The 22,500-nt window shown below is 44.2% G+C and carries 19 protein-coding genes; 2 read left to right on the top strand and 17 right to left on the bottom strand.

The genetic code is table 11. The features are described from left to right. Window positions 1-27 precede the first annotated feature (27 nt). The 11 genes from ACFQPF_RS01720 to ACFQPF_RS01670 all read right to left on the bottom strand — a co-directional run bounded on the left by ACFQPF_RS01720 (window position 28) and on the right by ACFQPF_RS01670 (window position 14,401). Window positions 28-1,047 carry an ion channel gene (locus tag ACFQPF_RS01720; protein WP_379745604.1) on the bottom strand — a complete coding sequence of 340 codons (1,020 nt, stop codon included), beginning with the start codon at window positions 1,045-1,047 and terminating at the stop codon, window positions 28-30. 119 nt (window positions 1,048-1,166) lie between these two features. Further along, complete coding sequence (gene rbsK, locus ACFQPF_RS01715; protein WP_379745601.1) at window positions 1,167-2,090, bottom strand: ribokinase; 924 nt, start codon at window positions 2,088-2,090, stop codon at window positions 1,167-1,169. 9 nt (window positions 2,091-2,099) lie between these two features. Continuing rightward, entirely contained in the window at window positions 2,100-3,113 is a 1,014-nt protein-coding gene (locus ACFQPF_RS01710; protein WP_379745598.1) for an aldose 1-epimerase family protein, read from the bottom strand. Window positions 3,114-3,188: 75 nt separating this feature from the next. Then, a complete protein-coding gene (gene fucP, locus ACFQPF_RS01705; RefSeq protein ID WP_379745596.1) occupies window positions 3,189-4,532 on the bottom strand; it encodes an L-fucose:H+ symporter permease in 1,344 nt (447 codons plus the stop codon). Between the two features lie 86 nt (window positions 4,533-4,618). Continuing rightward, a complete protein-coding gene (locus ACFQPF_RS01700; RefSeq protein ID WP_379745593.1) occupies window positions 4,619-5,629 on the bottom strand; it encodes a LacI family DNA-binding transcriptional regulator in 1,011 nt (336 codons plus the stop codon). Window positions 5,630-5,900: 271 nt separating this feature from the next. Beyond that, window positions 5,901-6,146, bottom strand: coding sequence for a hypothetical protein (locus ACFQPF_RS01695; RefSeq protein ID WP_379745590.1), 246 nt, complete (start codon window positions 6,144-6,146; stop codon window positions 5,901-5,903). A 176-nt stretch (window positions 6,147-6,322) separates the two neighbouring features. Continuing rightward, a complete protein-coding gene (rpmG, locus tag ACFQPF_RS01690) occupies window positions 6,323-6,472 on the bottom strand; it encodes a 50S ribosomal protein L33 (RefSeq protein ID WP_094251936.1) in 150 nt (49 codons plus the stop codon). 106 nt (window positions 6,473-6,578) lie between these two features. Beyond that, window positions 6,579-8,543 (bottom strand): glycoside hydrolase family 15 protein, encoded by a 1,965-nt coding sequence (locus ACFQPF_RS01685; protein ID WP_379745587.1) that lies wholly within the window; start codon window positions 8,541-8,543, stop codon window positions 6,579-6,581. A 1-nt stretch (window position 8,544) separates the two neighbouring features. Then, on the bottom strand, window positions 8,545-10,956 hold the full coding sequence (locus ACFQPF_RS01680; protein ID WP_379745584.1) for a sugar phosphate nucleotidyltransferase: 2,412 nt from the start codon (window positions 10,954-10,956) through the stop codon (window positions 8,545-8,547). Further along, the gene (locus ACFQPF_RS01675; protein ID WP_379745581.1) at window positions 10,953-13,745 is read right to left on the bottom strand and encodes a 1,4-alpha-glucan branching protein domain-containing protein; all 2,793 of its coding nucleotides are present in this window, start codon (window positions 13,743-13,745) and stop codon (window positions 10,953-10,955) included. Before ACFQPF_RS01675 ends, ACFQPF_RS01680 begins: the two co-directional genes overlap by 4 nt. 11 nt (window positions 13,746-13,756) lie before the next feature. Then, window positions 13,757-14,401 carry a DUF4912 domain-containing protein gene (locus ACFQPF_RS01670; RefSeq protein WP_379745578.1) on the bottom strand — a complete coding sequence of 215 codons (645 nt, stop codon included), beginning with the start codon at window positions 14,399-14,401 and terminating at the stop codon, window positions 13,757-13,759. 366 nt (window positions 14,402-14,767) lie between these two features. Here ACFQPF_RS01670 and ACFQPF_RS01665 point away from each other — a divergent pair, with 366 nt between their 5' ends. Then, entirely contained in the window at window positions 14,768-14,959 is a 192-nt protein-coding gene (locus tag ACFQPF_RS01665; RefSeq protein WP_379745575.1) for a hypothetical protein, read from the top strand. Window positions 14,960-14,984: 25 nt separating this feature from the next. Further along, entirely contained in the window at window positions 14,985-15,452 is a 468-nt protein-coding gene (locus tag ACFQPF_RS01660) for a hypothetical protein (protein WP_379745572.1), read from the top strand. Between the two features lie 225 nt (window positions 15,453-15,677). Here the strand turns inward: ACFQPF_RS01660 and phoU are convergent, their stop codons facing one another. The 6 genes from phoU to ACFQPF_RS01630 form a co-directional block, all read right to left on the bottom strand. Then, on the bottom strand, window positions 15,678-16,337 hold the full coding sequence (gene phoU / locus ACFQPF_RS01655) for a phosphate signaling complex protein PhoU (RefSeq protein WP_379745569.1): 660 nt from the start codon (window positions 16,335-16,337) through the stop codon (window positions 15,678-15,680). Window positions 16,338-16,359: 22 nt separating this feature from the next. Then, window positions 16,360-17,169, bottom strand: coding sequence for a phosphate ABC transporter ATP-binding protein PstB (pstB, locus tag ACFQPF_RS01650; protein WP_379745566.1), 810 nt, complete (start codon window positions 17,167-17,169; stop codon window positions 16,360-16,362). A gap of 27 nt (window positions 17,170-17,196) precedes the next feature. Continuing rightward, on the bottom strand, window positions 17,197-18,075 hold the full coding sequence (gene pstA, locus ACFQPF_RS01645; RefSeq protein ID WP_379745563.1) for a phosphate ABC transporter permease PstA: 879 nt from the start codon (window positions 18,073-18,075) through the stop codon (window positions 17,197-17,199). Then, window positions 18,075-19,025 carry a phosphate ABC transporter permease subunit PstC gene (pstC, locus tag ACFQPF_RS01640; protein ID WP_379745560.1) on the bottom strand — a complete coding sequence of 317 codons (951 nt, stop codon included), beginning with the start codon at window positions 19,023-19,025 and terminating at the stop codon, window positions 18,075-18,077. Before pstC ends, pstA begins: the two co-directional genes overlap by 1 nt. A 102-nt stretch (window positions 19,026-19,127) precedes the next feature. Beyond that, complete coding sequence (locus tag ACFQPF_RS01635) at window positions 19,128-20,087, bottom strand: PstS family phosphate ABC transporter substrate-binding protein (RefSeq protein WP_379745557.1); 960 nt, start codon at window positions 20,085-20,087, stop codon at window positions 19,128-19,130. A gap of 303 nt (window positions 20,088-20,390) precedes the next feature. After that, window positions 20,391-22,433 carry a peptidoglycan D,D-transpeptidase FtsI family protein gene (locus ACFQPF_RS01630; protein WP_379745554.1) on the bottom strand — a complete coding sequence of 681 codons (2,043 nt, stop codon included), beginning with the start codon at window positions 22,431-22,433 and terminating at the stop codon, window positions 20,391-20,393. Window positions 22,434-22,500: the final 67 nt, after the last annotated feature.

The following is a 22,500-nucleotide window of genomic DNA, read 5'->3' as shown; positions in this document are numbered from 1 at the left end:
TGAATGAGGGCGGTTTCTTATTTATGGTTAAGATATCCTTTTGTAAGCATGTTCATCACAGATGACGAAGAGCCTGGATCCTTCGGGTATGGTTTCGTTCATTTTATTGTTGACCGCCTTTTTTTGCGTGTCCCAAACGAGGATGGCCCCCTGCTCCATCAAAGCGAGAAATGCTTCGCGGTATGTCCCCCACTCCGCCCTGCTCGTGATCTCGTAAAGGTTCTCACCTTCCTTCTTACTCAAAAGCTCATAAAAAAATTCGCTCGAACCATTATGCAGCATCGCTTGGGCCATCAGCCGCGAAACACTGTCCGTTGAGAGCACCGGCTCGTTCACTTTTGCATGTTTGAACTTAGCAAGGTGTGTTTCTTTCATAATCTCAACAACCGTATAAATGGATGTACTGTACATAGCCGATAAGCTTTCCACGGCAGAAGCCACTAGCAGCGATTTGCCGTCTGCAGAAAGAGCATCCATTGTATCATCAGAAAAAATAGAGACTGATTTGGACTGAAGAACGTTCGCTTTGAGCAGCGTCTCCTCCTCAGAAGCGTCTCCTCTTATGTAATGCAGATTATGGTGAAACATCGGTGTTGTCTCTTTTTCATCAATCAGCACGATGTGTGCGTCCGGTTCTGCATCGAAAATCTCATATACCGCTGTTTCGGTCTTTTTGGACCAGCCGATCAAAATGTAATGAGCTGTGCCTTTAAAACTCAATTTGCCTTCCTCCCTTAATCGTCTGAATGACGTGATCACATCAAAAAGCTTAGCGACAAAAAGCGCGACGGTTCCGTACCCAATCGGGTAGACGAAAAGCATAAAAAAGAGACGCCCTTCTGTTGTTTTAGGCGAAAGATCTCCGTAGCCGACAGTATAGACCGTCGTCATCACAAGCCACAAAGCATCTGACGGCTTTTCAAACGTGCCGGGTTCAATCCAATAAATAGAAATAGAACTGAACACGATGACAGAAACAGCAGAAAAGATGATCGCCCCAAAGTTCAAGCGCGAAACCTTTGCCCAGAACCTGAATATAAACCACATACCTCTCAATTCCCTCCTACGTCTTTTCTTCATATTAGCAGAGAAAATACAGCAAATGGGAAATTTTTAGTAAAACAAAAAAAGGAGATCCTTTTTATCAAAGGAAATCCTTTTTGCGGTTATACGTTAGACAATAAAAACGGCTGCAGTTCATCTTCATTCGGATAGGAAGCTTGACTACCTCGTTTCGTGACACTCAAAGCAGCAAAAGCTGATGCCTTCCTCATGGCTTCTAGCACATCACCGTGCTTAACGAGGCCGTGTGAGAAGCACCCAATAAACGCATCGCCCGCTCCAGTGGTGTCTATTGCCTTTACCGGGTATGAAGGAACCACATGAACGGCTTCATTCGTAACCCACATCGCACCTCGGCTACCCATTGTAACGATGACATTCTTCAGTCCTTTTTGAACGAGCGAGGAAGCCGCGGCAGCGATTTCAGATTCAGTCGTGACAGGCATATCTGTTAAAATCTCAAGTTCACTCTCGTTAGGTATAAAGTAGTCACTTTTGCAAACATATTGAAAGTCCAGTTCTTTTGAAGCGGGGGCGGGATTTAAAATGACGGGTATGTTCCACTCATTTCCAAAATCAATCGCCCTGTATACCGTCTCTAAAGGAACCTCAAGCTGAAGCACGATCACGGAGCATTTTTTTATTTTTTCAGCAGCAGCGTCCACGTCTTCAGGAGCTAACTGCTTATTCGCCCCTTTAATGATCAAAATACTATTCTTTGATTCTTTATCGACAAATATGGGAGCCACTCCGCTGGATGTTCCAGGAACTTTAACCACATATTCTGTATCAATGCCATGTTTCTTAAAGTTGGCAATGGTGTTATCAGCGAAAAGGTCATCCCCCACTTTCGTGACCATCATGACATCAGAACCCATTTTCGCTGCGGCAACCGCCTGATTTGCACCTTTTCCTCCGCAGCCTATTTCAAAATCTGGCGCCTCAAGGGTTTCCCCTTCTTTAGGCATCCTTTCGATATATGACACCAGATCAACCATGTTTGAACCAATAACGGCGATATCCATCATTCTTCCTCCTTATTTTTTTCCGGTAATGACAGTGAACGACTTTTTTTCTCCGCCCGCAAGAGAAATAAGCGTACCGGCTTTTTCTGCAGCTAGGTAGCCTTCTGGCCGGCATGTGGCAGGAAGCACGAATGCTGCTACTTTCTGATCTGGATTGTTCAGTATCCATCGAGTTGCATAGTTCAATTCTTTAGTAGAGAACTTTGTGAAGAAAGTGGTTCCTTCTGGGGAAATCATTTGAAATTCAGCATCCTTTTCGTATTCATCTAACCGGTCTGCAAAAAACACGATCTCAGGATCATATAGTTCCGGGGTGCTCAACGTTTCAAGAACTTGCTCTCCAGAACGGATTGCAGCATTGTATTCCAGCCAATTTTCAGTGGTTTTAACATGTGCTGGAATCGATTCCCTAAGCGAAAAAAGGCTGCTTGGGATGCTTTGCTTAAATGATGCCTGCTCTAAATACGCAAAATTTGTATGACACATATATTGCAGCGGCATCCTGCTGCGTGATAGGTTTTCTACGTTCATGTTTATTGTAACGTACGTTTTGGATGCATGCAGTTCAACAGAAGGGCTGGCGCAATAATGATGGCCAAATCCCATAACATACTCATATGAGCCGCAAACCTTCACGCTGTTTTCTGTTAATTCGAGCCATGCATGATCCATGGCCGCACATGGCATCTCGCCATGAAGAGGGTGGTCATCTTCTGGTGCTGGGCAGCCATTGCGGACAAGCCCTGAATGAAAGGCAAAGCATCCGTAGGTCCCGATAATATCCTGCGATTTCTTCGGTTCACTGAACATATTTTTCATTTTTAAATCAATGCCGTCAAACTCCAGATCCCAGATCATCTGGCCGAAATAAGGCAGGACGACCATTCTGCCTCTTGAGTTTTTTATTTCAACGGCTTCGATTCCAGAAGAATACGAGAATAGAGTAACCGTGAATTCATCATTTTTGAAAAAAATAAAGGCCTTCTCTTGAAAAAAACGGCGTTCTAGTTGAATGGTTCCGTTCATATTTTTCTCCTTTTCTATGCTGCTAGATTGACAGGCTGCAAAAAGCAGCCTGTACCAATGAAAGATGTTTGAAATTTAAAGTGCTTTTTGTTCTTGCCACTCGGTTTCATTCATCATCTGTTGATCTTGTATTTTCATCTCATTATAAAAATAGTAGGCAATATACAAGAAACAGGCAGCTGGCACAATGAAGGCAGTCTGAAGCGACCCAACGCTATCAGATATCACACCATGCACTGCAGGGACCACAGCACCGCCAATGATGGACATAACGAGAATAGCTCCGGCCATCTCTGTATATTTCTTCTCTTTTACCGTTTCAAGCGTCTCTGCATAGATCGTCGGCCAGCAAGGTCCGAGCAATACACTGATTAAGATTGCCCCATAAACGGCTGTAATGTTTGGTACAAAGGCCACATAAAGCAGGACTGCCGTGCCTATAAGGGAATAATAAAAGAGTACTTTTGATGCTGAATAGCGTGTCATCAAGAAATTAGCAATGAACTTTCCTATAAAATAGGCGATAAAGCTGTACACCATAAAGTTAGAGGCTGTTCTTTCATCTAATGAACTGTCCAGGTTAAGTGCCAGACGAATCGTGAATGACCAAATGGCTACCTGCATGCCCACATATAAAAACTGGGCAGCAATTCCTTTACGATAACGTTTGTTAGCAGCCAAATGACTTAATGTTTCTTTTACACTTGGAACTTTCCCTTGTTCGCCATTGCTTTCAAGTGGTTTACAAGATGGAAACTTCGTGATGATGAATAAGATAAGAATCGCAACAAGAACGAATATCATATATTTATAGGGCTGGAGAGTATGCTGCAGCATCTCACGGCCGAATGCTGCCGCCTCTGAATGGCTCATCCCCTTCATCTTTTCTTCAATATTGATCCCTTCTTGAAACACCAGATACTTTCCAAGCAATATACCAGAAATAGCACCGATCGGATGGAACGTCTGACTGATATTCAGCCTAAGGATTGAATATTTACGCGGACCGATCATAGAACTATACGTATTGGCTGCTGTCTCCAAAAAGCCAAGCCCGATTGCGATAGAAAAAAGCGCAAACAAAAACATTGTGTATGTAGCGATTTGGGAGGCTGGGAAGAACAAGGAACATCCTGCGATATAAAAGAGCAAACCGAGAATGATGCCAAACTTATATGTTGTTTTCCTGATCACGATGGAAGCTGGGATGGCGATTAAAAAATAGCCTCCATAAAACGCGCTTTGAACGAGTGCACTCGCAAAATCACTTAGTTCGAACACATGCTTAAACTGTGTGATCAAAATATCATTTAAGCTCGCTGCTGCAGCCCAAAGTGGAAACAGCAAAGATAAAAGAATAAATTGAAAGATTGGTGTCTTGTTTAAATACCCATCGGGCAGCTGAATGATATTTTTCATGCTGATCATCTCCTTTTAATTAAAGCGCTTTCAATTGTGGATTAAAAAATGTAAACGTTTAGATTTTTGAATGCAGTGCTGAAGCACTACATTCTTGAACAAGAATCCCTGATGATCAATTCAGGAGATAAAATAAACTCTCTCTTCGGCAGGTGCTCTTTAGCCAGCATACGTTCATGCAGCATTTGAAATGCCAGCTCACCTAGATGATCCATTGGTCTGGATACAACCGTCAGCCTAGGCTCGATCAATGTCGCAATGTCTATATCATCAAATCCGACAAACGCCACTTCTTGCCCTAGCTTCCAGTTTAAATCCTGCATTGCCTTCAAGCATCCTAAGCTCATCAAGTTGTTGGATGAAAAAATCGCAGTCGGTCTTTCTTTTTGTGAAAACAGCTTTCTTGCAGCTTGATAACCGCCATCTTCCTGAAAATTGCCTTGTACAATGAAGCGGCTATTGACAGCCAAGCCATTTTCATTCATGGCTCTCTTAAATCCCATAAGTCTTCTGCTAGCCGGTGTAGTGTCAAGCGGGCCGCAAATAATCGCGATTCGCTCGTGCCCTAACTTGATTAGGTGTGAGACAGCATCGAAAGCACCCTGTTCATTATCAACGAGCACGGTGTCCACGCTTAGCTTGTTAAGGACCCTGTCAACCGCTACAATCGGTATTCCCTGGGTTTCTAGCAGCTTGAGATGGTCACTGTTCTCATTCGCCGTAGTCACGATCACGCCATCCACACCGCGTTCAATAAAATTTCTCATGATGTTTTCTTCGACAGCCATTGATTCATCCGTACTGCTCAAGATCGTAAAGTAGCCTTTCTCACGTGCTTTCTGCTCAATGCCAGCCATCACGATAGGGAAAAAAGGATTTTTTATATCTGGGACGATCACCCCGACGGTTTTCGTTTCCTTTTTTTTCATCGTTCTTGCAGCTGCACTTCGGATATATCCGAGTTCATTAATAGCCAGCAGAATTCTTTCCTCCGTTTTGGGGCGTACACCGCCTTGCCCGTTAATCACTCGAGAAACCGTTGCGATTGAAACGTTCGCAAGCTTAGCGACATCATGAATATTCGGTTTGTGCTCCATCCTTTAACCCCTAAATGTAAACGTTTAGATTTTATTTCATGCATTTAACTTAACACTACTTTCTCTGGTTGGCAAGAAGTTTTGAATGCGCTTTCATAACTTTGTGACATTCGCTAAAGAAAAGTCGGCTGACGCGGAGCCTTAAAGTCAGCCTGAGTTGCCCTTCTACTTCATCCTAAACTTTTAGACTGCGTCCAATTTCCCCTCTGTTAAAAAGGTATTCTTTCTCTAGATGAGAAAAAAGGCATCACCCGACATGCGGGTCAACGACTTATTTAACAGGGGGCATTGGTTTTTGTGTAAAATATTTATAGCCTGCAACAGATCCCGTTGCATATAAAGCATACTGCACCCCATGAAGTAGCGTCTCACTTGTCAGCAACTTCTCATCAAACCATGCATAAAGGACACCCAATAAAATGGCCGTTAACGGAATGTACTTATTCGGAATCCTCTCCGTTTCTCTGATCGCCGCAATAAGAGCAGATAGCACAGCATAAGCTGCAAAGGACACCATTCTACATCGCCTCCTCTTACTTATAAAAAATATATGAAAAGGTAACGAAAATAGACGTTCTTTCCTGTTATTCCGAATGACCTTGACCATACAGCCATGTGGGAATTCTGTTGATAGTAGCCTAAAACAAAAAACCGCCTGTACTCCATTGCAGGAGCACAGGCGGTTCGTTTGAATTACTTTGTTTCACGGTGAACTGTGTATTTCTTAAGACGCGGGCTGTACTTTTTAAGCTCAAGACGCTCAGGGTTCGTACGCTTGTTCTTAGTTGTGATGTAGTTACGGTCACCAGTTTCAGTGCAAGCTAGAGTAATGTTTACACGCATTGTTGTTTCCCTCCAAACCATACAAAAATCGTTAACTAACGTTTCGGATAGTTATAAAACCATACTTTAACATAATAACAGAACAAAAAAGTTCTATCAAGCGGTTTTAAAAAAGTTTGCGTTCCTTCACAAGGTAATCCTGCACAACATCAACAAATGTTGCATGCGACCATGTAAGAGGTGCGACACTTAGCGGAGAACCGTTCAAAGGGTTCATCTGCTCTGGCAGGACACCTGTGGAGAAGCTATGGGAATGCGTCCAGTTCAGCCATTTCTTCGCTTCATGCAAGTCTTCTGGTGTTTTCGCGGCGGCAATCTTCCACTTGGCAAGCCAAAGGGTGCAGATAATCCATGGATTTCCCGGCACACGCCTTAGATCGTGTGTCTGCTGAAAATAATAATCGTTAAAATAACGAGCCAGCCCGCCAACTTCGGTTTTGACGGTCAGTTCGCTCTCGATCGCTTCCATCGTGCTTCGGACGCGCTCATCACTTGGGTCGAACACTCCAAACGCAAACAGTGCGTACATGCTTGATTCCATCGTGATGTCTTTGATGTACGAACCATCCGAATTAGGATAGATGCCTCTGATAAAACGGTTCTGAGCGGGATCAAATAAATGCTGTTCGATGCCTTTTTTCACGCGTTCAGCACCCCTCTTATAGCGGAGTGCGCGATCATCCTCTCCAAAGAGAGAGGCGAATGAGCAAGCTGCCATCAATCCGCCGTATACAGCGGCTGACGTAAACGAGAAAATACCCCTGCGCTCTTCCCAAAGATCATAGGAAGGCTGTGGCAGATCCAGATGATCATTCATGAATGACAGCAAAAAGCGGGCACTTGGCCGCACGAGTGACCGATATAGCGATTGGGCGAATTCAATGTCTCCAGTCTCCTCATAATGCTGCCAAAACGCCCAGAGCACCAATGCCGTTTCATCTTCCTGGATCGCCAGCTGCCGAACTCCTTGGCTATCAACAAACGGATGCCAGCTTGAACCGATTGATCCGTCTGGATTATATTTGTGATGCAAAAATCCTTCCTTTGTGAGGAGGTCCGAACACCGGCGGTAAAAATTTTTGACCATTCCATGAAACCCAGCTTTGGTCACAGCTGCTGCCACAAGGGCACCGTCACGAGGCCACATGTAGCTGTAATGATCACGGTTATATTGCTGGATATCTGAATCGTTTGCCGCCATGATATAGCCGTTTTCATTTGTTTGAGTGCGAATGATCAACAGGCTCCGTTTATAAAGATCTATGAGTTCCTGTTCAAGTCCGCCATGTCCGATTGGTGCCTTATTGACCCAACGACGCCAATAGACATCAATTTTATCCACCGTTAATGAGGGGCCGATTTCTATCATGTAATCATTCAAGCCGAGCACATCATTCCGGTTCCGTCCAGCTGTCATCCAATAAAATGCCTGCACTTCTCCATTAGCAGGAACCAGCCCCTTTAATGAAAAGGTACTGTCGACCGAACCTTGGGCAATCGGATTGATGTTAAGGATACCATCTTCCGCGTCCCTCCACGTACCCTCTGCACTTTGGAAACGCTTGATGCCAGTCGTGAATTGATGGATGCCGCTGCCGTCCATCAGCCCGTTAAACAGGAAATATCGGTTTTTCTTGTAATGGATGACAGTTTTAGAATCTGGTTCATAATAGGCGGTATCACCGACTTCCGTTTCATAAATGTTTAAATCCTGATGAAAGAACAAGCGGACTTCCGCTTGTTCTTCATTGTGGTTCTTTATGGTGATACGTCTTACAAACATGTTTTCCCGCTGATGCACGCCATCTTCAAAGATAAGACTGATCGTGCCGTCCTTTTTTTTCACTTCACTTCTCGTGACAAGTGAATCCTTATGGTAAGCCGGCATGATCTCCCAATCATGTGATGATAGCCATGAAAAAGAGCCATTTATCCATACGCCTACTTTGTTTGCGTGGCCCTGCACATGGTTTTGCTGCCCAACATATGGATAGTAGATATCCCGAATCTGCATGTGTTTATCAATGTTTACGAGCAGATTCCCGTTCCCGACTGCCAAATGTCTTGGCATCTTATACCTGCTGATATTGACGGATTTTATCAATATAATCCGCAGCGAATTCCTTCGCCTTCTTTTCGTCAAGTCCCTGCGAATATACGGTGAAAACAGGATGTTCTGAATCAGGCAGGATTAGCGTCCAGCCGCCATCCGGATGAAACACTTTGATTCCGTCTAGAAGCTCGACATTGTTTCCTTTAATATCTTCCATAAGCTTTCTCATAACCTGGCCTTTTTTATCTTTCGGACAAGGAACGAGTTCGCGAAGAAGCTGAACATCAGGAAGCATTTCCAGCAGTCCGCTTATCGTCGTGTTCTTCTTGGCTACAAGCTCCAGTATTTGAATGAACGCATACTGTGCATCAAACAAAAAGTTCATGCCTCCTTCTCCTACTTCGAGCAAGGAGCGAGGGTTGGCTTTTGTTCGAATCAGTTTTCCGTCTAAAGCTGCAGCAATGGCTTCAAGTCCAGTAGATCCGTAGACGGGAATGGCCATCTCTTTCATTTTTTTATCATAAAATGCTGTAAACACATACAGTGCTAACATCGTCTCATCATCTAGAACTTGGCCTGTCTCGGTGACAAGACGCATCGTTTCGCCTTCTTCTCCGACAAGTATTCCAACATGAGCATTTGTCGCACGCACGAAAGAGGTGAGTTCCTCTGCACTCGTCTGATAAGGGACCGTTAATATTTCACAGTTCAGGCGGTTATAAAGAGCGGGAATAAAGCTTAAGTACGGCTGGTGGCGATAGTTGACGACCACTCTGAACTTCACCGTTTGAATGGCACGCTCATCTACAGTCTTCAGCAGAGCTTCGATATAATCCTCACTCTTTACGGCATTTGCTGTTCCTCGGCCAATCCGGTCAAATGCGGCTCTGCGATAATCTTCCTGCCAGTAGGCGTTCTCAATCTTGCGCTCAGCATCTGGATGAATCGGCAGACCTTTTTCATCATAGAACTCGATCGTCAGCTGCTTTTCATCGTTGCGGTTCGAAAAGCGGAAGTAGATGCCGCCCTGAAGCTTTTCATTCTTGATCGTAAAGCGCACGACGGGTGATACAGTCGGGCTGATGTCATACGTGTTCACGCCCGAAGAGTGAAGACCCTGCATGAATGCTTGCTTGATCATGATTGAAAATTGATCAGAATCCGAAGCGACACCGATTTTAGAACCATGCGGCAGCACAGCGCCGTACGCTGCAGCAAGACGCGCCACATAATCCGGTGTTATTTCAACGTTTGCGATCCCGCTGATTCCTCTTGAGCCGAAAAGCGATTTGCTCGCTTTCCTTCCCCAGATAAGTGAGGTATGAACGAGTGCTTCTTCGTAAATCTCTTTTTCTGGCCAGATCTTCACCTCCGGCTTTAATGTTGCTTTTCTTCCGATGACACAATGGTTTCCAACAACCGCATGCTCATATATGGATGCCCCGTTTTCCACCTTTGTTCCGTTGGCGACAGTCGCCCCTCTCAGCTCAGACTCTGTCCCGATGTACACATCATTCCAAAGCACACTCTTCTTTACCGAACTCTTTGCTGACAGCACGCTGTTCTTTCCGATGACACTGAGGCGTTCCACCTTGGCACCTTTTCGAATGACTGTACCTTCACCGATGCTCGCAGGGCCTTCTACGAACGCTCCGTCTTCAATATAGCAATTCTCCCCTACCCAGACGCCAGGCTGAATCTCTGTCCCATAAATAGGCAGATCCACTAGACCGCTCAGCATATCATAATGTGACTGCCTGTATTGCTGAAGATTGCCGATATCTGACCAATATCCTTCTGCACTGTACCCGTACAAGTGGCGCTCTTCTTTCATCAATAGCGGAAAAAGGTCCTTACTGAAATCAAACGGTACGTCTTTCTCCATGTATGAAAAAATAATAGGATCAACAACGTAGATTCCCGTGTTCACCGTATCACTGAATACCTCGTTCCAGCTTGGCTTCTCCAGAAAACGGATAATCTTCCCATCTTCATTTGTCATAATAACTCCGTATTCAAGCGGGGATTCGACCTGCTTCATAAAGATGGTGACCGATGCTCCTTTCTCTTCATGAAACGCAATGCCCTTTTCCAAATCAAAATCTGTAAGAGCATCTCCGCTGACGACAACAAACGGTTCGTTAAGAAAGTCTTCAGCCGCTTTTATGGCTCCAGCTGTACCGAGTGGCACCGTTTCCTCAAAATATTGAAGGTTGACACCAAACGCACTGCCATCTCCAAAATAGTTGCGGATCGCATCAGGAAGATAATGAACTGTTACGGCAATATCCGTTATGCCGTGTTTCTTCAGCAATTCAATCCCGTATTCCATTACTGGCTTGTGAAGCATCGGTACCATCGGTTTTGGCAAATTACATGTTAAAGGCCTTAATCTTGTTCCTTTTCCTCCAGCCATGATGACGCCTTTCATTTCGCAAAACCTCCTGTTAACTTCAATTTAGGTATACTGTCTTCATAAACGTCCACTGTGCCTGCTGCGATTTTCTCCCAATTAAATACCGTAAGCGCTGCCTCGTAACCCGCTTCTGCAATGCGCTTTGCCCGATCTCGATCTCTGAGCATATAGTCGACTGCCCAGACAATCGATGCTGCATCCTGCGGAATAATTTTAAGGCCAGTCTTCCCATGGTCGACAATTTCACTTAGACCGCCAGTGTCTGATACGATGGTCAGCTTGCCAGCAGCCATTCCTTCGAGTGCTACGATTCCAAATGGTTCATAGTGGCTCGGGAACAATGCGGCATCGCTTGTAAACAGCCACTGGTTCCTCTCCTCATCTGAAATGAACCCTGTAAACCAAACATCCTCTGCAACACCATATTCAGTTGCCGTCCGCCTTAGTTCATCGAGCATCGGCCCTTTACCTGCAATAACAAAACGTATTCTTTTACCTTGAGACCTTAATATGGCAGAGGCTTCAATAATGGTTTGAAAGCCTTTCTCCCTCACTACTCTTCCAACCGAGAAGATCGTCGCTTCATGGCTGCTTTCAACTGGCATGGATAGCGTATGAGGTTTGCTGACTAATTTTGGATCAATCCCGTTCGGAAGGATCGCCAGCTTTTCAACATGTACTTGGAATAGCTGTTGCACTTCTTTGTGCATATAATCACTGCATACGATCACTCTGTCTGCATGATAGACAAGATCACCTTCCTTTTGGTGAATCTCGTATTGCACCGGGGAGTGGATGCCATTGTTTCGGCCGCTTTCTGTTGCATGTATCGTCGCGATAAGGGGGATGGCCAATCCTTCTTTCAAGCGCGCCGCCGCCACACTAACAAGCCAGTCATGAGCATGGATGCAGTCGAACTTCACTTTTTTGCCGAGCTCGGCCCCTTGTCTAGCCATGCTTGCGTTCAAACTACCCGTCCAATGATAAAAATCATTGAACAGCGGCTGATCTCCTTTGACACGGTAGACATTGACCCCTTCATTTAATTCATGATCGGGATACCCTTCCACCGCCGATGTGATGACATAGACAGAATGCCCTTGCTCCACTAGTTTCCTAGAAAGGTCATAAACATGGCGTGACAATCCTCCAACGACCATAGGCGGGAACTCCCAGGAAAGCATAAGGATGGTTTTGCCTGTTGTTTGACTGCTGCTATAACGCTTAGAAACGTATTGGTCATGTTCATTATTAAAATGGTTAAACGTCATGTACGAAAGAAATGGAAAGTCATTTTCATAGGCTTGAATAATAGGGCTGGATACGTTTTCTGAGTTGAAGTGGATCAAGAGTTCATTAAAACGAGTAACATGCTGGTTAAACCGTTCGGCTGCGTACTGATCGGCCGTTCCTCCATCGATGATGAACGCCCAGTCAGATGACACGGCAAGCATCCATTCTCTGACCATCTGGTTATAACAGCGCTCTTTCCACTCATCGCGGTGCTGCGATTCTAGAAGAAGAGAGGCGCATCTGATCAATTCTCGTTCACATTTATGAAGATGGCGATACATCCAGGCGTTGCCAGGATTAAGCCACACATCGCCATACCCATCTCTTCCCCAAGTGGAGAATGATGCGTGTACAGTTTCTAAGTCTCTATAATGGTTATGAAGATATTCTTGAGGAGTTGTCCATATTGTTTCTTTCAAATTTTGCTTCAACAGCTTCTTAAGGAAATCAGGGCCCTCATACCACCAATGGCCAAACAGCTCAGCATCAAATGGAGCGGTGATAAGATGCGGCGGATAGCTTTGAGAACTGTTCCGTCTGCTTATTTCGTCTGCCATAGCAGCGAAATGCTCGGCATGCTGCGCTGCTTTTTCCACAGCACGTGCCGGTTCGTATGCTTCTTTCTCTTCAGTCGGTCCTGTAATTTTTTTATGCTTGAATCCAGAATCGATTCTAAATCCCTCCGGATGCATGTGAGGCTTAATGTACTCCCATTCCCGTTCATAAGCAATATCGCGGTAGAACTCACGATATTCATAGTCTCCAGGATAACCTGTGGATGAACTCCAAATTTGCGAAGATATTTCTTGATTTCTTGGGAAAAGAGCCACTCCATGCGGTGAATAACAAGGAGCTCCTATTTGATTGCGCGGGCTGGGACTTGCCATTCTAATGGCATGTTCATCAACAAACGTATAACGGATTCCTTGCTCTGCAAGAATTTTGTCCACACCAGGCGTAAACGCACATTCAGGAAGCCAAAATCCAGCAGGCTTTTTGCCGAAATGCTTTTCAAATGCTAAGATTCCGGTAGAAATTTGGCATCTGAGCGCTTGCTCAGTTTGCAGGTAAGGCAAGAATGCATGTGTGGCAGCAGAGGTGAAGCATTCGATGATCCCTTCATTATGGAATGTGCTGAACGCTTTTAATATATTCGAGTCATAACGGGAATACGTTTCGTACACCCGTTCCAATCGTTCGTCGTAATGAGAGATTAATGATTCTTCTTCTGGTGTTGTCCTGTTTTGCTCTTTTTTCACTAATTTCTTTAACGAATCAAGGTGCTCAGCATATCGGCGCTGCAGAACGGGATCAGCAAGCATTTCCATGAGTGGCGGAGAGAACGATATGCTTAATTTCCCTGCTGGTCTTTCTTCTAATAACCAGATCAGCGGAATGTACGTTTCAGTTAAGGCTTCAAAAAGCCACCTCTCCTCCAGCCTGTTCGCTTCTCTATGCCTGACATAAGGAAGGTGGGCGTGCAGAACAAATGATAGATATCCATGTGCCATACTTGTGTCCCCTATCGTATTTTATGGTAGTAAGAGTAGACCGAATAGTTTTCCAGCCATTCTGGTTCAGCTTGGCTTTCTGACTGCCAGCGCCGCACTTTGTCTGCTGTGCTTCCTTCTTCTTCTAAACGGCTGGTTTCGACTGCGTTGCTTCGGAGAAGTGTAAAGAAGCTTCCATCAAACGTTCTTGTCCCAACATCCGCAATGTAAGTGCCTCCTGGCTCAAGATTATGCAAAAACCAATTGTTCGTCATCTCAGGGACTTCGATCTCGAATGCTTTGTGTGCGTTGTGTCCATGAAATTGAACATCTGTCACATCATATAATTTGATGACCTTTGGCAAATCGCTCCAAGATGTACGAAAATGGTGCTCAGCCACCTTTACAGTCGATTCAGAAAGGCTCCAATAAACAAAGATGGTTGCCGGTCCCTGAGGCATCATATACAGCACATCCTCTTTATACTCTGCAGGCATTACCCACTCCACCTCTTTACCGTCAAATTCTTGCATACTCTGATGATTGTCCGGCACCGTTGACTGTTTTCTATACTGCCTCCATCTATATTGCACTTTACCGACAGACGTGTTCATTTTCTCAGCGATCTCATAAAGAGTGAGACCTTCATTTTTCCATTTAACAATTTCTTCAATCATAATTTCACCTCTTTAATTGGATTATTTGATTGTGAAAGTTTCACCCATAAATCTCCCGAAAAAGTAGAATTTAGGTAATCGTAACATTGGAATAAACCTCTAACAACCGGCGAAAATTGACTGAATTTGCGTTTCCGCGCCGCCATTGAGAAAGATTCAATTGTAAATTTTCTGAAAACGTTTGCTTTACAAACTATTATGAAAATTATGATATATTTCGACATCTTTCACCTTTTACTTCCTGTCCGCTCGCTGATCGTATGCGAACGATAATGAATCATGGCGATTCGCGCTAAAAAAGCTATGAGATTGTTTAATACTATGTTATAAAAGTAATGTGTATCTGTATTTAAACAGGAGGTTATTATGGAATTTATCATTTTCGGCATGCTTGCAGCAGGGTTGGTGCTCTTGCTTATTTCATTTAAAAAGGATCGCGGTGCCAATGTAGAGACACAGCTCGAAAACTTTTCCATTCAACTTATGAAGGAAATTTATCAGATCAAGAAGAAGCTGAAAGTCTTAGAAGAAGAAATCATGATTAACGATAAACATTAAAATAAGTTTGTGAGGTACAGTTATTATGTCTAATAAAGCCCTCCGTGCCTTTTCAGCGGGGTTGATTCTTTCAACCGGCATTTTTGCCGTTTCCTACTATTACATAGCACCCCATTCATCAGAACATGCAATCACTCAAGATCAAGTTGATTCCTATCTGGCTGAAAAAGAACAGACAGCGATTTCTAACGATGAATATGCAACCCTTAAAGCTGTCAGTGTAAAGCCTGCTGCTTCTAAACCAACAGCGCCGGCACCTCGTAAAAAGGAGCCGGCACAAGAGGTCCAGCACATGACGCTGGTCGTCTCTCAGGGGATGAGCACCGGTGAAGTCTGTGACGAACTTCAACGAGGAAAAATAATAAAAAGCAGCAAAGAATTTTTAAAGTATTTGCGGTCAACTAACCGCGAAGGTGCTGTCCGCTTTGGCGCTTATAAAGTTAACAGCAAGATGACGGCAGAAGAAGTAGCAAAAATCATCACCTCTCCATGAAGAAAGCTTGGCTGACGCCAAGCTTATGTCACAAAGTATAAAAAAGCAGCGTTTCCACTTATGGGAACGCTGCTTTTTGCATGATCACACATTCTTATTAAGATTTAGCCGCGGTAAAGAAGCCGGACTGACGCCCGGCTATCCAGTCATTCATAGAAAATTTATTGAAAGTTAAGCTATCTTAAAGTACAAAAAAAGCGCCAATGGCACTTTTTTTGTTTGATACTATTCGTTCAGTCCGTATCGCTTTCCTTTCACAAGGAAAATAATACTCTCTGCAATGTTTGTAGCATGGTCAGCCGTACGCTCAATATAACGGCACACGAATGACAGCTGAGTGATTTGAGCGAGATAGTCAGGGTTTTGAGACATCATGCCCAATAGCTCTTGAATGATCTTGCCATACAGCTCGTCCACTTGATCGTCAATGTCAGCTAATTCTTTCGCAAGCACAACATCTTCCTCTACATAAGCTTGAATAGACTTTGTAAGCATCTCAATGGCGATACCAGCCATTTTCGGTATCTCTTCAAGCGGTTTAATCAAGGGCGTAGAACCGATTCGGATTGTTGATTTTGCAATATTGACGGCAAAATCAGCCATTCGCTCCACATCTGATGAAATTTTAATGGCAGCGATGATTCTGCGCAGATCTGTCGCTACAGGCGCTTGTTTAGCGATTAACAAAATCGCTGCGTCATTGATTTCGTCTTCAAGAACATTTATACGCTGATCGTTCTCAATAATCTCCAGCGCTTTTTCAAGATTTTGGTCTTTTAGTGCGATAACAGACTCCATAAGCGCTTGCTCTGCCATCTTTCCAAGCTTTACGATTGAATCTTTTAATTCATCTAATTGATGCTGAAAGTTTTCGCGAACAACCATTAGCCCCACTCCGTTCTTTTTTTTATCCGAAACGCCCTGTAATATAGTCTTCCGTACGCTTGTCGGAAGGGTTAGAGAATAGCGTGCTTGTATCCGTGAACTCGATCACTTCACCGTTTAAGAAGAACGCCGTGCGGTCCGAAATACGGGCAGCCTGCTGCATGTTATGCGTGACGATCACGATGCTGTATTCTTTCTTTAATTCTTGAACGAGCTCTTCCACTTTCAAGGTAGAAATCGGATCAAGTGCTGATGTTGGCTCATCCATCAAGATAACATCCGGCTCGATCGCCAAGCAGCGAGCGATGCAAAGACGCTGCTGCTGACCGCCGGAAAGACCAAATGCATTTTCATGAAGGCGGTCTTTCACTTCATCCCAAATAGCTGCCCCTCTTAAACTCTTCTCCACGACTTCGTCTAAAACCTTTTTATTTTTTATGCCGTGGATTTTAGGTCCATAGGCGATGTTTTCGTAAATGGATTTTGGGAATGGGTTTGGCTTTTGGAACACCATGCCAACTTGTGTGCGAAGTTCTTCCACTCCATATTTCGAGTCGAAAATGTTGCGTCCTCGATAGTTGATTTCCCCGGACATACGGACGATCGGAACCATTTCAACCATTCGGTTCAATGTTTTAATAAATGTTGACTTACCGCAGCCCGATGGTCCGATAATAGCTGTCACTTGTTTTTCTGGAATATCGAATTTGATGTCTTTCAAGGCATGGTCTTGTCCATACCAGAGATTCAGGTTGTTGACTTTAAACACAGGAACCGCATCCTGCTGAACTTGTTCTTTATTTACATTCTTATGGTTGATTGTAATTTCCATAATAAGCTCCTCCTTCAGTACACCAGATTAGAAACGTTTATGAAACTTGTTTCGAATATATACAGCAATGGAATTCATGATTAACAAGATGATAAGCAAGACGATAATTCCCGATGCTGCGAGCATGTGGAAATCTTCCTGTGGCCTGCTCGTCCAGTTGTAAAGCTGAATCGGGAGCACGGTAAATTGCGAGAACAAATTTTCTGGCACGAAAGCCACGTAAGCCAGCGCTCCGACTACTAATAGAGGAGCCGTTTCGCCAATTGCACGGGATAGTGCAAGTATCGTTCCTGTCAATATTCCAGGTAACGCAGCCGGAAACACGATTCTTCTGATGGTCTGCCATTTCGTTGCACCCATTCCGTATGAGGCCTCTCGCAGTTCTCTAGGAACGGTGCGCAGCGCTTCTTGTGATGCGACAACGATAACGGGCAATATCAACAACGCCATCGTCAATCCGCCAGCAAGTACACTTCTCTCCAGTTCAAGTAGGCGGACAAAAATGGTAAGTCCCAACAAGCCGAATACAATGGATGGTACACCAGCCAGGTTGGAGATATTGATTTGGACAAAGCGTGTAAACGCATTTTTCTTCGCATATTCTTCAAGGTAGATCGCAGTCCCTACGCCAAGAATAAATGACACAGGAGCCGTTACTGCCATCACCCAGAGTGTTCCAATGAGAGCAGCCCAGATTCCTGCTCGTTCAGGCATGCGCGATGCGAAATTCGTGATAAATTCCAGACTTAAATATTCCATGCCTTCTGAACCGATGCGGTAAAGCAAAACGGCAAGGACAATCAAAGCAAACAATGTTGCTGCAATAAATAGGCCTTTCGCAACATTGTTGACCGCAATCCGGCGCCCCATCCTTTTTCGTACACTTTCTTTCTTTATAAAAGCCATTAATATTCCTCCCTAAACTTACGAGAAATGAACTGTGCAAGAAGGTTCATGATCAAAGTGAATAGGAACAGAGTCATTCCTACCGCATAAATGCTGTAATAGATTGTCGTCCCGAACCCTGCATCACCTTGGCTGACCTGCACGATATATGCAGTCATCGTCTGAATGGATTCGGTGAGGTCGACATCTGATGTCGGTCGAGATCCCCCTGCAATGGTTACGATCATCGTTTCCCCGATTGCACGTGAAATCCCCAGAACGAAAGAGGCAATAACACCTGACAGCGCCGCAGGCAAAACTACTTTCATCGCCACTTCAAACTTCGTAGCGCCAAGTGCCAGTGCACCTTCTCTCATGGAGTTTGGAACAGCATTCATCGCATCTTCAGATAAAGAGGCGATCATCGGAATGATCATGATGCCCACAACAATTCCTGGGCTTAGGGCATTGAATATCTTTAAGGTCGGAATGAACTCTTTTAATAGTGGTGTTACAAACGTTAACGCAAAAAACCCGTAAACGATCGTTGGCACGCCGGCAAGCACTTCAAGAATGGGCTTGATTATCTTCCTTGTTTTGGCAGAAGCATACTCGCTAAGATAAATGGCCGCAGAAAGGCCGACTGGTATGGCAACTAGCATAGCAATTGCCGTTACTGTAAGCGTTCCTGCAATAAGTGCACGAATTCCATAATCGGCATGAGCCTCTCCCGTAAAAGGAAACCAGTTTTTATTTGTGACAAACTCTACAATCGAAATTCGATCGAAAAAGGTGAACGTTTCTGCAAGCAGCGTGAAAACAATGCCGATCGTTGTTAAAATCGATATGATTGCACACGCAACAAATAACTTGGGCATTGCTTTTTCCGCGATTGCATTGCGGCTTCTCTTTGATTTATTATCCTTAATCATCTGGCGTATTGAACTTGAGTTGCTGTTGTTCGCACCCATTTGACAGTACCTCCCTAATTTCGACACAACAACAGGTTAAAGGTGAGGGGGATGGCCCCTCACCTCCTGTTATTTTAAGAATAGTATAACTCTTCTGGCAGTTTACTTGCCAGCAATTTCGTCAAGCTTTTCAAGCTGTTTTTTGTACTCTTCTTCAGGAAGGGCAACATACCCAATCGTATCAGATGATGCTAGCTCTCCTGCATTTTCAAGAGTGAACTTCATGTACTCGTATACAGCTTCATTGTCTTTAAGCGCTTTGTTGCTTGCATAGGTGAATAGTGGACGTGACAGAGGAGCGTATTCACCTGATTCAATTGTATCAGCGGTAGGTTCAACTGGGCCTTTACCGCCATCGATCGGAACTGCTTTTAACTTGTCTTTGTTTGCTTGGTAGTATGCAAAGCCGAAGAAGCCGATAGCTTTGTCAGAACCTGTAACACCCTGAACTAGAACGTTGTCGTCTTCAGAGAGCTGTGCGTCACGGCGCATAGGTTTTTCTTCAAGGATGACTTCATCAAAGTAGTCGTATGTTCCAGAGTCAGTACCTGGTGCGAACACATCAATTTTTTCTTTCGGCCAGCCTTCGCGAACATCAGCCCAAGTCTTTGCAGCTCCTTCTTCAAGGAAGATCTTTTTAAGTTCATCAACTGTCAAATGGTCGATAAAGTCGTTTTCTTTGCTTACTACAACAGAAAGTCCGTCATAAGCAAGCTGGAATTCTGTATAATCAATTTTCCCTTTTTCTGCTTCTGCTTTCTCTTCGTCTTTAATCGGACGAGAAGCGTTAGCAAGATCCAGTTCTCCGCGAACAAACTTTTCAAATCCGCCGCCTGTACCAGAAACACCTACAGGAGCTTTAACATCAGGGTTTTGAGCTTGGAACTCTTCAGAAACAGCTTCCATGATTGGGAATACTGTGGATGAGCCGTCAATCTTGATGCTTCCGCTGACTTCCTTGCCGCCTTCAGCACCGTTTTCGCTTTTGTTTCCGCATGCTGCGCTGAACACAAGCAACATTGCCATTACTGCCAAAAGATAAACCGACTTCATGTTCTTCATTTGTCTAGGTCCCCCTAATTTTTGTTTAAGTATCGCCTATGCATCTGCTTGTTATAGCAAATCTGCAAGGGCACCCCTTAACGTTCTTAAGTATCTTACATGTCTTATCATAAAACCCGATTATTAATATGGTTTTAATGGAATGTAAAGAAATTGTTAAGAACCTTCAGAAGCTGAATACTTCCTTATCCCTATCTTTTGCCAAATAACAGGAAAAATACAGGGGATATCCGCCCAAAATAAAGAAAACTTGGCTGACGCCAAGCATATAAAAAAACTGGCACGAGTTGTGCCAGCGACCATTTACTGTATGTTGTTTTTAACAGGCTCTGGTTTGTTAGACAAAGATTCTTTTTTTAGCTCGAAATAGGCATCTAATATTCCTTCACCGATCTCGTTATTCGTAAAATCTTCTCTAATATTCGGCACCACAACAGCAAATGCAACCTCCGGGTTATCATAAGGCGCATACCCGACCAGCGTTTTGTTATATAGCCCTGTTTTTTTATCTATCTCCGCAGTACCCGTTTTGCCTGCAGGCTTATACTCTTTGTTTTTAAATATCCAGGCTGCTGTCCCGTTGCTGCCAGCCATCACTTGCCTGAATCCCTGCTTGACGACATCTAAATATTCTTGCTTCATCTCAAGACGGTTCATCACTTCTGGTTCGTTTCGGAACAGAAGCTTGCCAAGCTCAGCAGGATTCTCAGCAGGCTGGCGGACTTCTTTAAGCAAATGAGGTTTCATGCGATAGCCATCATTGGCAATCGTAGAAACGTATTGTGCCATTTGAAGAGGTGTATAGGTGTCAAATTGTCCGATCGCGAAGAACATCGCCTGGGACAGTTCATCACTCATCCCCGTATGATAGCCTGTTGCTTCAGACGGAAGATCGATACCGGTCTGTACTCCGAGGCCGAACTGGCTGTAAGCGTTCCTTAACGTCTGAAATGCTTCGTTCACTTTATGATCAGTAAACCGTTTTTGTGAATAATCGTAACCCGAAAGTCTCATGGCAATATGCCACATATAGACGTTTGAAGAGCGTTCGAGTGCCTTGACTGGACCGATCGCACCCATATACTCATGTGACTTCATCTGCCGTCCGTCTCCAAATGTGAGTGGGGCATCAAAGATGATGGTATTCGGATCCACCACGCCCTGCTGCATCCCTGTCAGAACAGTCGCTCCTTTAACAGTGGAACCCATAACGTATGAATTGTAAATGTTGCCGAAAGGCGTATTTTTAAATTTGCGGCTATCCCTATCGTATTCTTTACCTGCAAGAGATAAGATTTCACCCGTTTTTGGATTCATCATCACAACATAAGCAGAATTAAGCTGCCTGTTATCATACGCGTCTTTACCTGTGATGGATTCTTTCAGTTCATCCTCAATAACCTTCTCAACGCGTTTCTGGAGCTCCATGTCAACCGTAAGGACAAGGTCGTTTCCTCTCGCTCCGTCTTTCTCTACAGGCTCACCTACCGGGTTCCCTGATTTGTCTGTCACATACTTGATTTTCGTCTTTTCTCCGCGAAGCAAGGATTCATATTGCTCTTCAAGAAAACTGGTCCCCACTAAGTCGTTCCGCTCATTGCCTCTTGCTGTATAATAATCCATCCTTGATTTTGGAATCTGCTTGACCTGGCCAAAAATATCACGAAAGGATTCTCCAAAAGGATACGATCGTTGTGCATCTGATTTAATATCCACACCTTGCAGTTCAGGAAGATGCTCACTGATTTTCGCAACCTCTTGTGCCGTAGCGCCGATTTTGATGCGCTGCGGTGTAAGGGCATAGCCCCTGTCCATCTCCCGCTTAATTGCGAGTGCCTCTAAGTCTTGATCAGAGAACTGTGAAATCTCTTCTTTTGTTATTCGGCTGAGAAGAAGCTTATAGTATTCTTCATCGCTTAGCTTTTGTTTTTCTTTTTTTGTTACTTTAGCAGACGCTTCTTTAGGATACATAAGTATGTAGAAGTCTTTGCGGTCGCGGACCGTGATGTCTTTTGTGTCTTTCTCTATATACATCGCCAGCCTTCTCGCAGCCAGCAGTCGATCTTCCGCCCTGCTTCCCCTTGTTCTTGTATAAGTAATGGAGAAAACAGGCTCGTTATCCACAGCGACGCGAAATTTGCTGTCATACATTTTCCCGCGTGGAGAATCGAGCTTCGTTGTAACGTTTTCTGTCATGTATGCAGTGCGCTTATATTCTTCTCCTTTAACGATTTGCACATATCCGAGTCTTAATATTAGAACTGAAAACAAAACGAAAACAGATAAAAAAAGCGCGTTCAGGCGCAATGGAACATGGTTCTTTTTCTTTTTTCCATTATTTTTCATGTAGTCAAATCACCTTTTCATCGTAGAAACAGCATTCCATTTATTATTTGCATATAGTAATTTTACC

It is taken from the genome of Fictibacillus iocasae (genome assembly GCF_042665465.1).
Taxonomy (GTDB): domain Bacteria; phylum Bacillota; class Bacilli; order Bacillales; family Fictibacillaceae; genus Fictibacillus; species Fictibacillus iocasae.
This window is presented reverse-complemented; position numbering and strand designations above follow the sequence as displayed.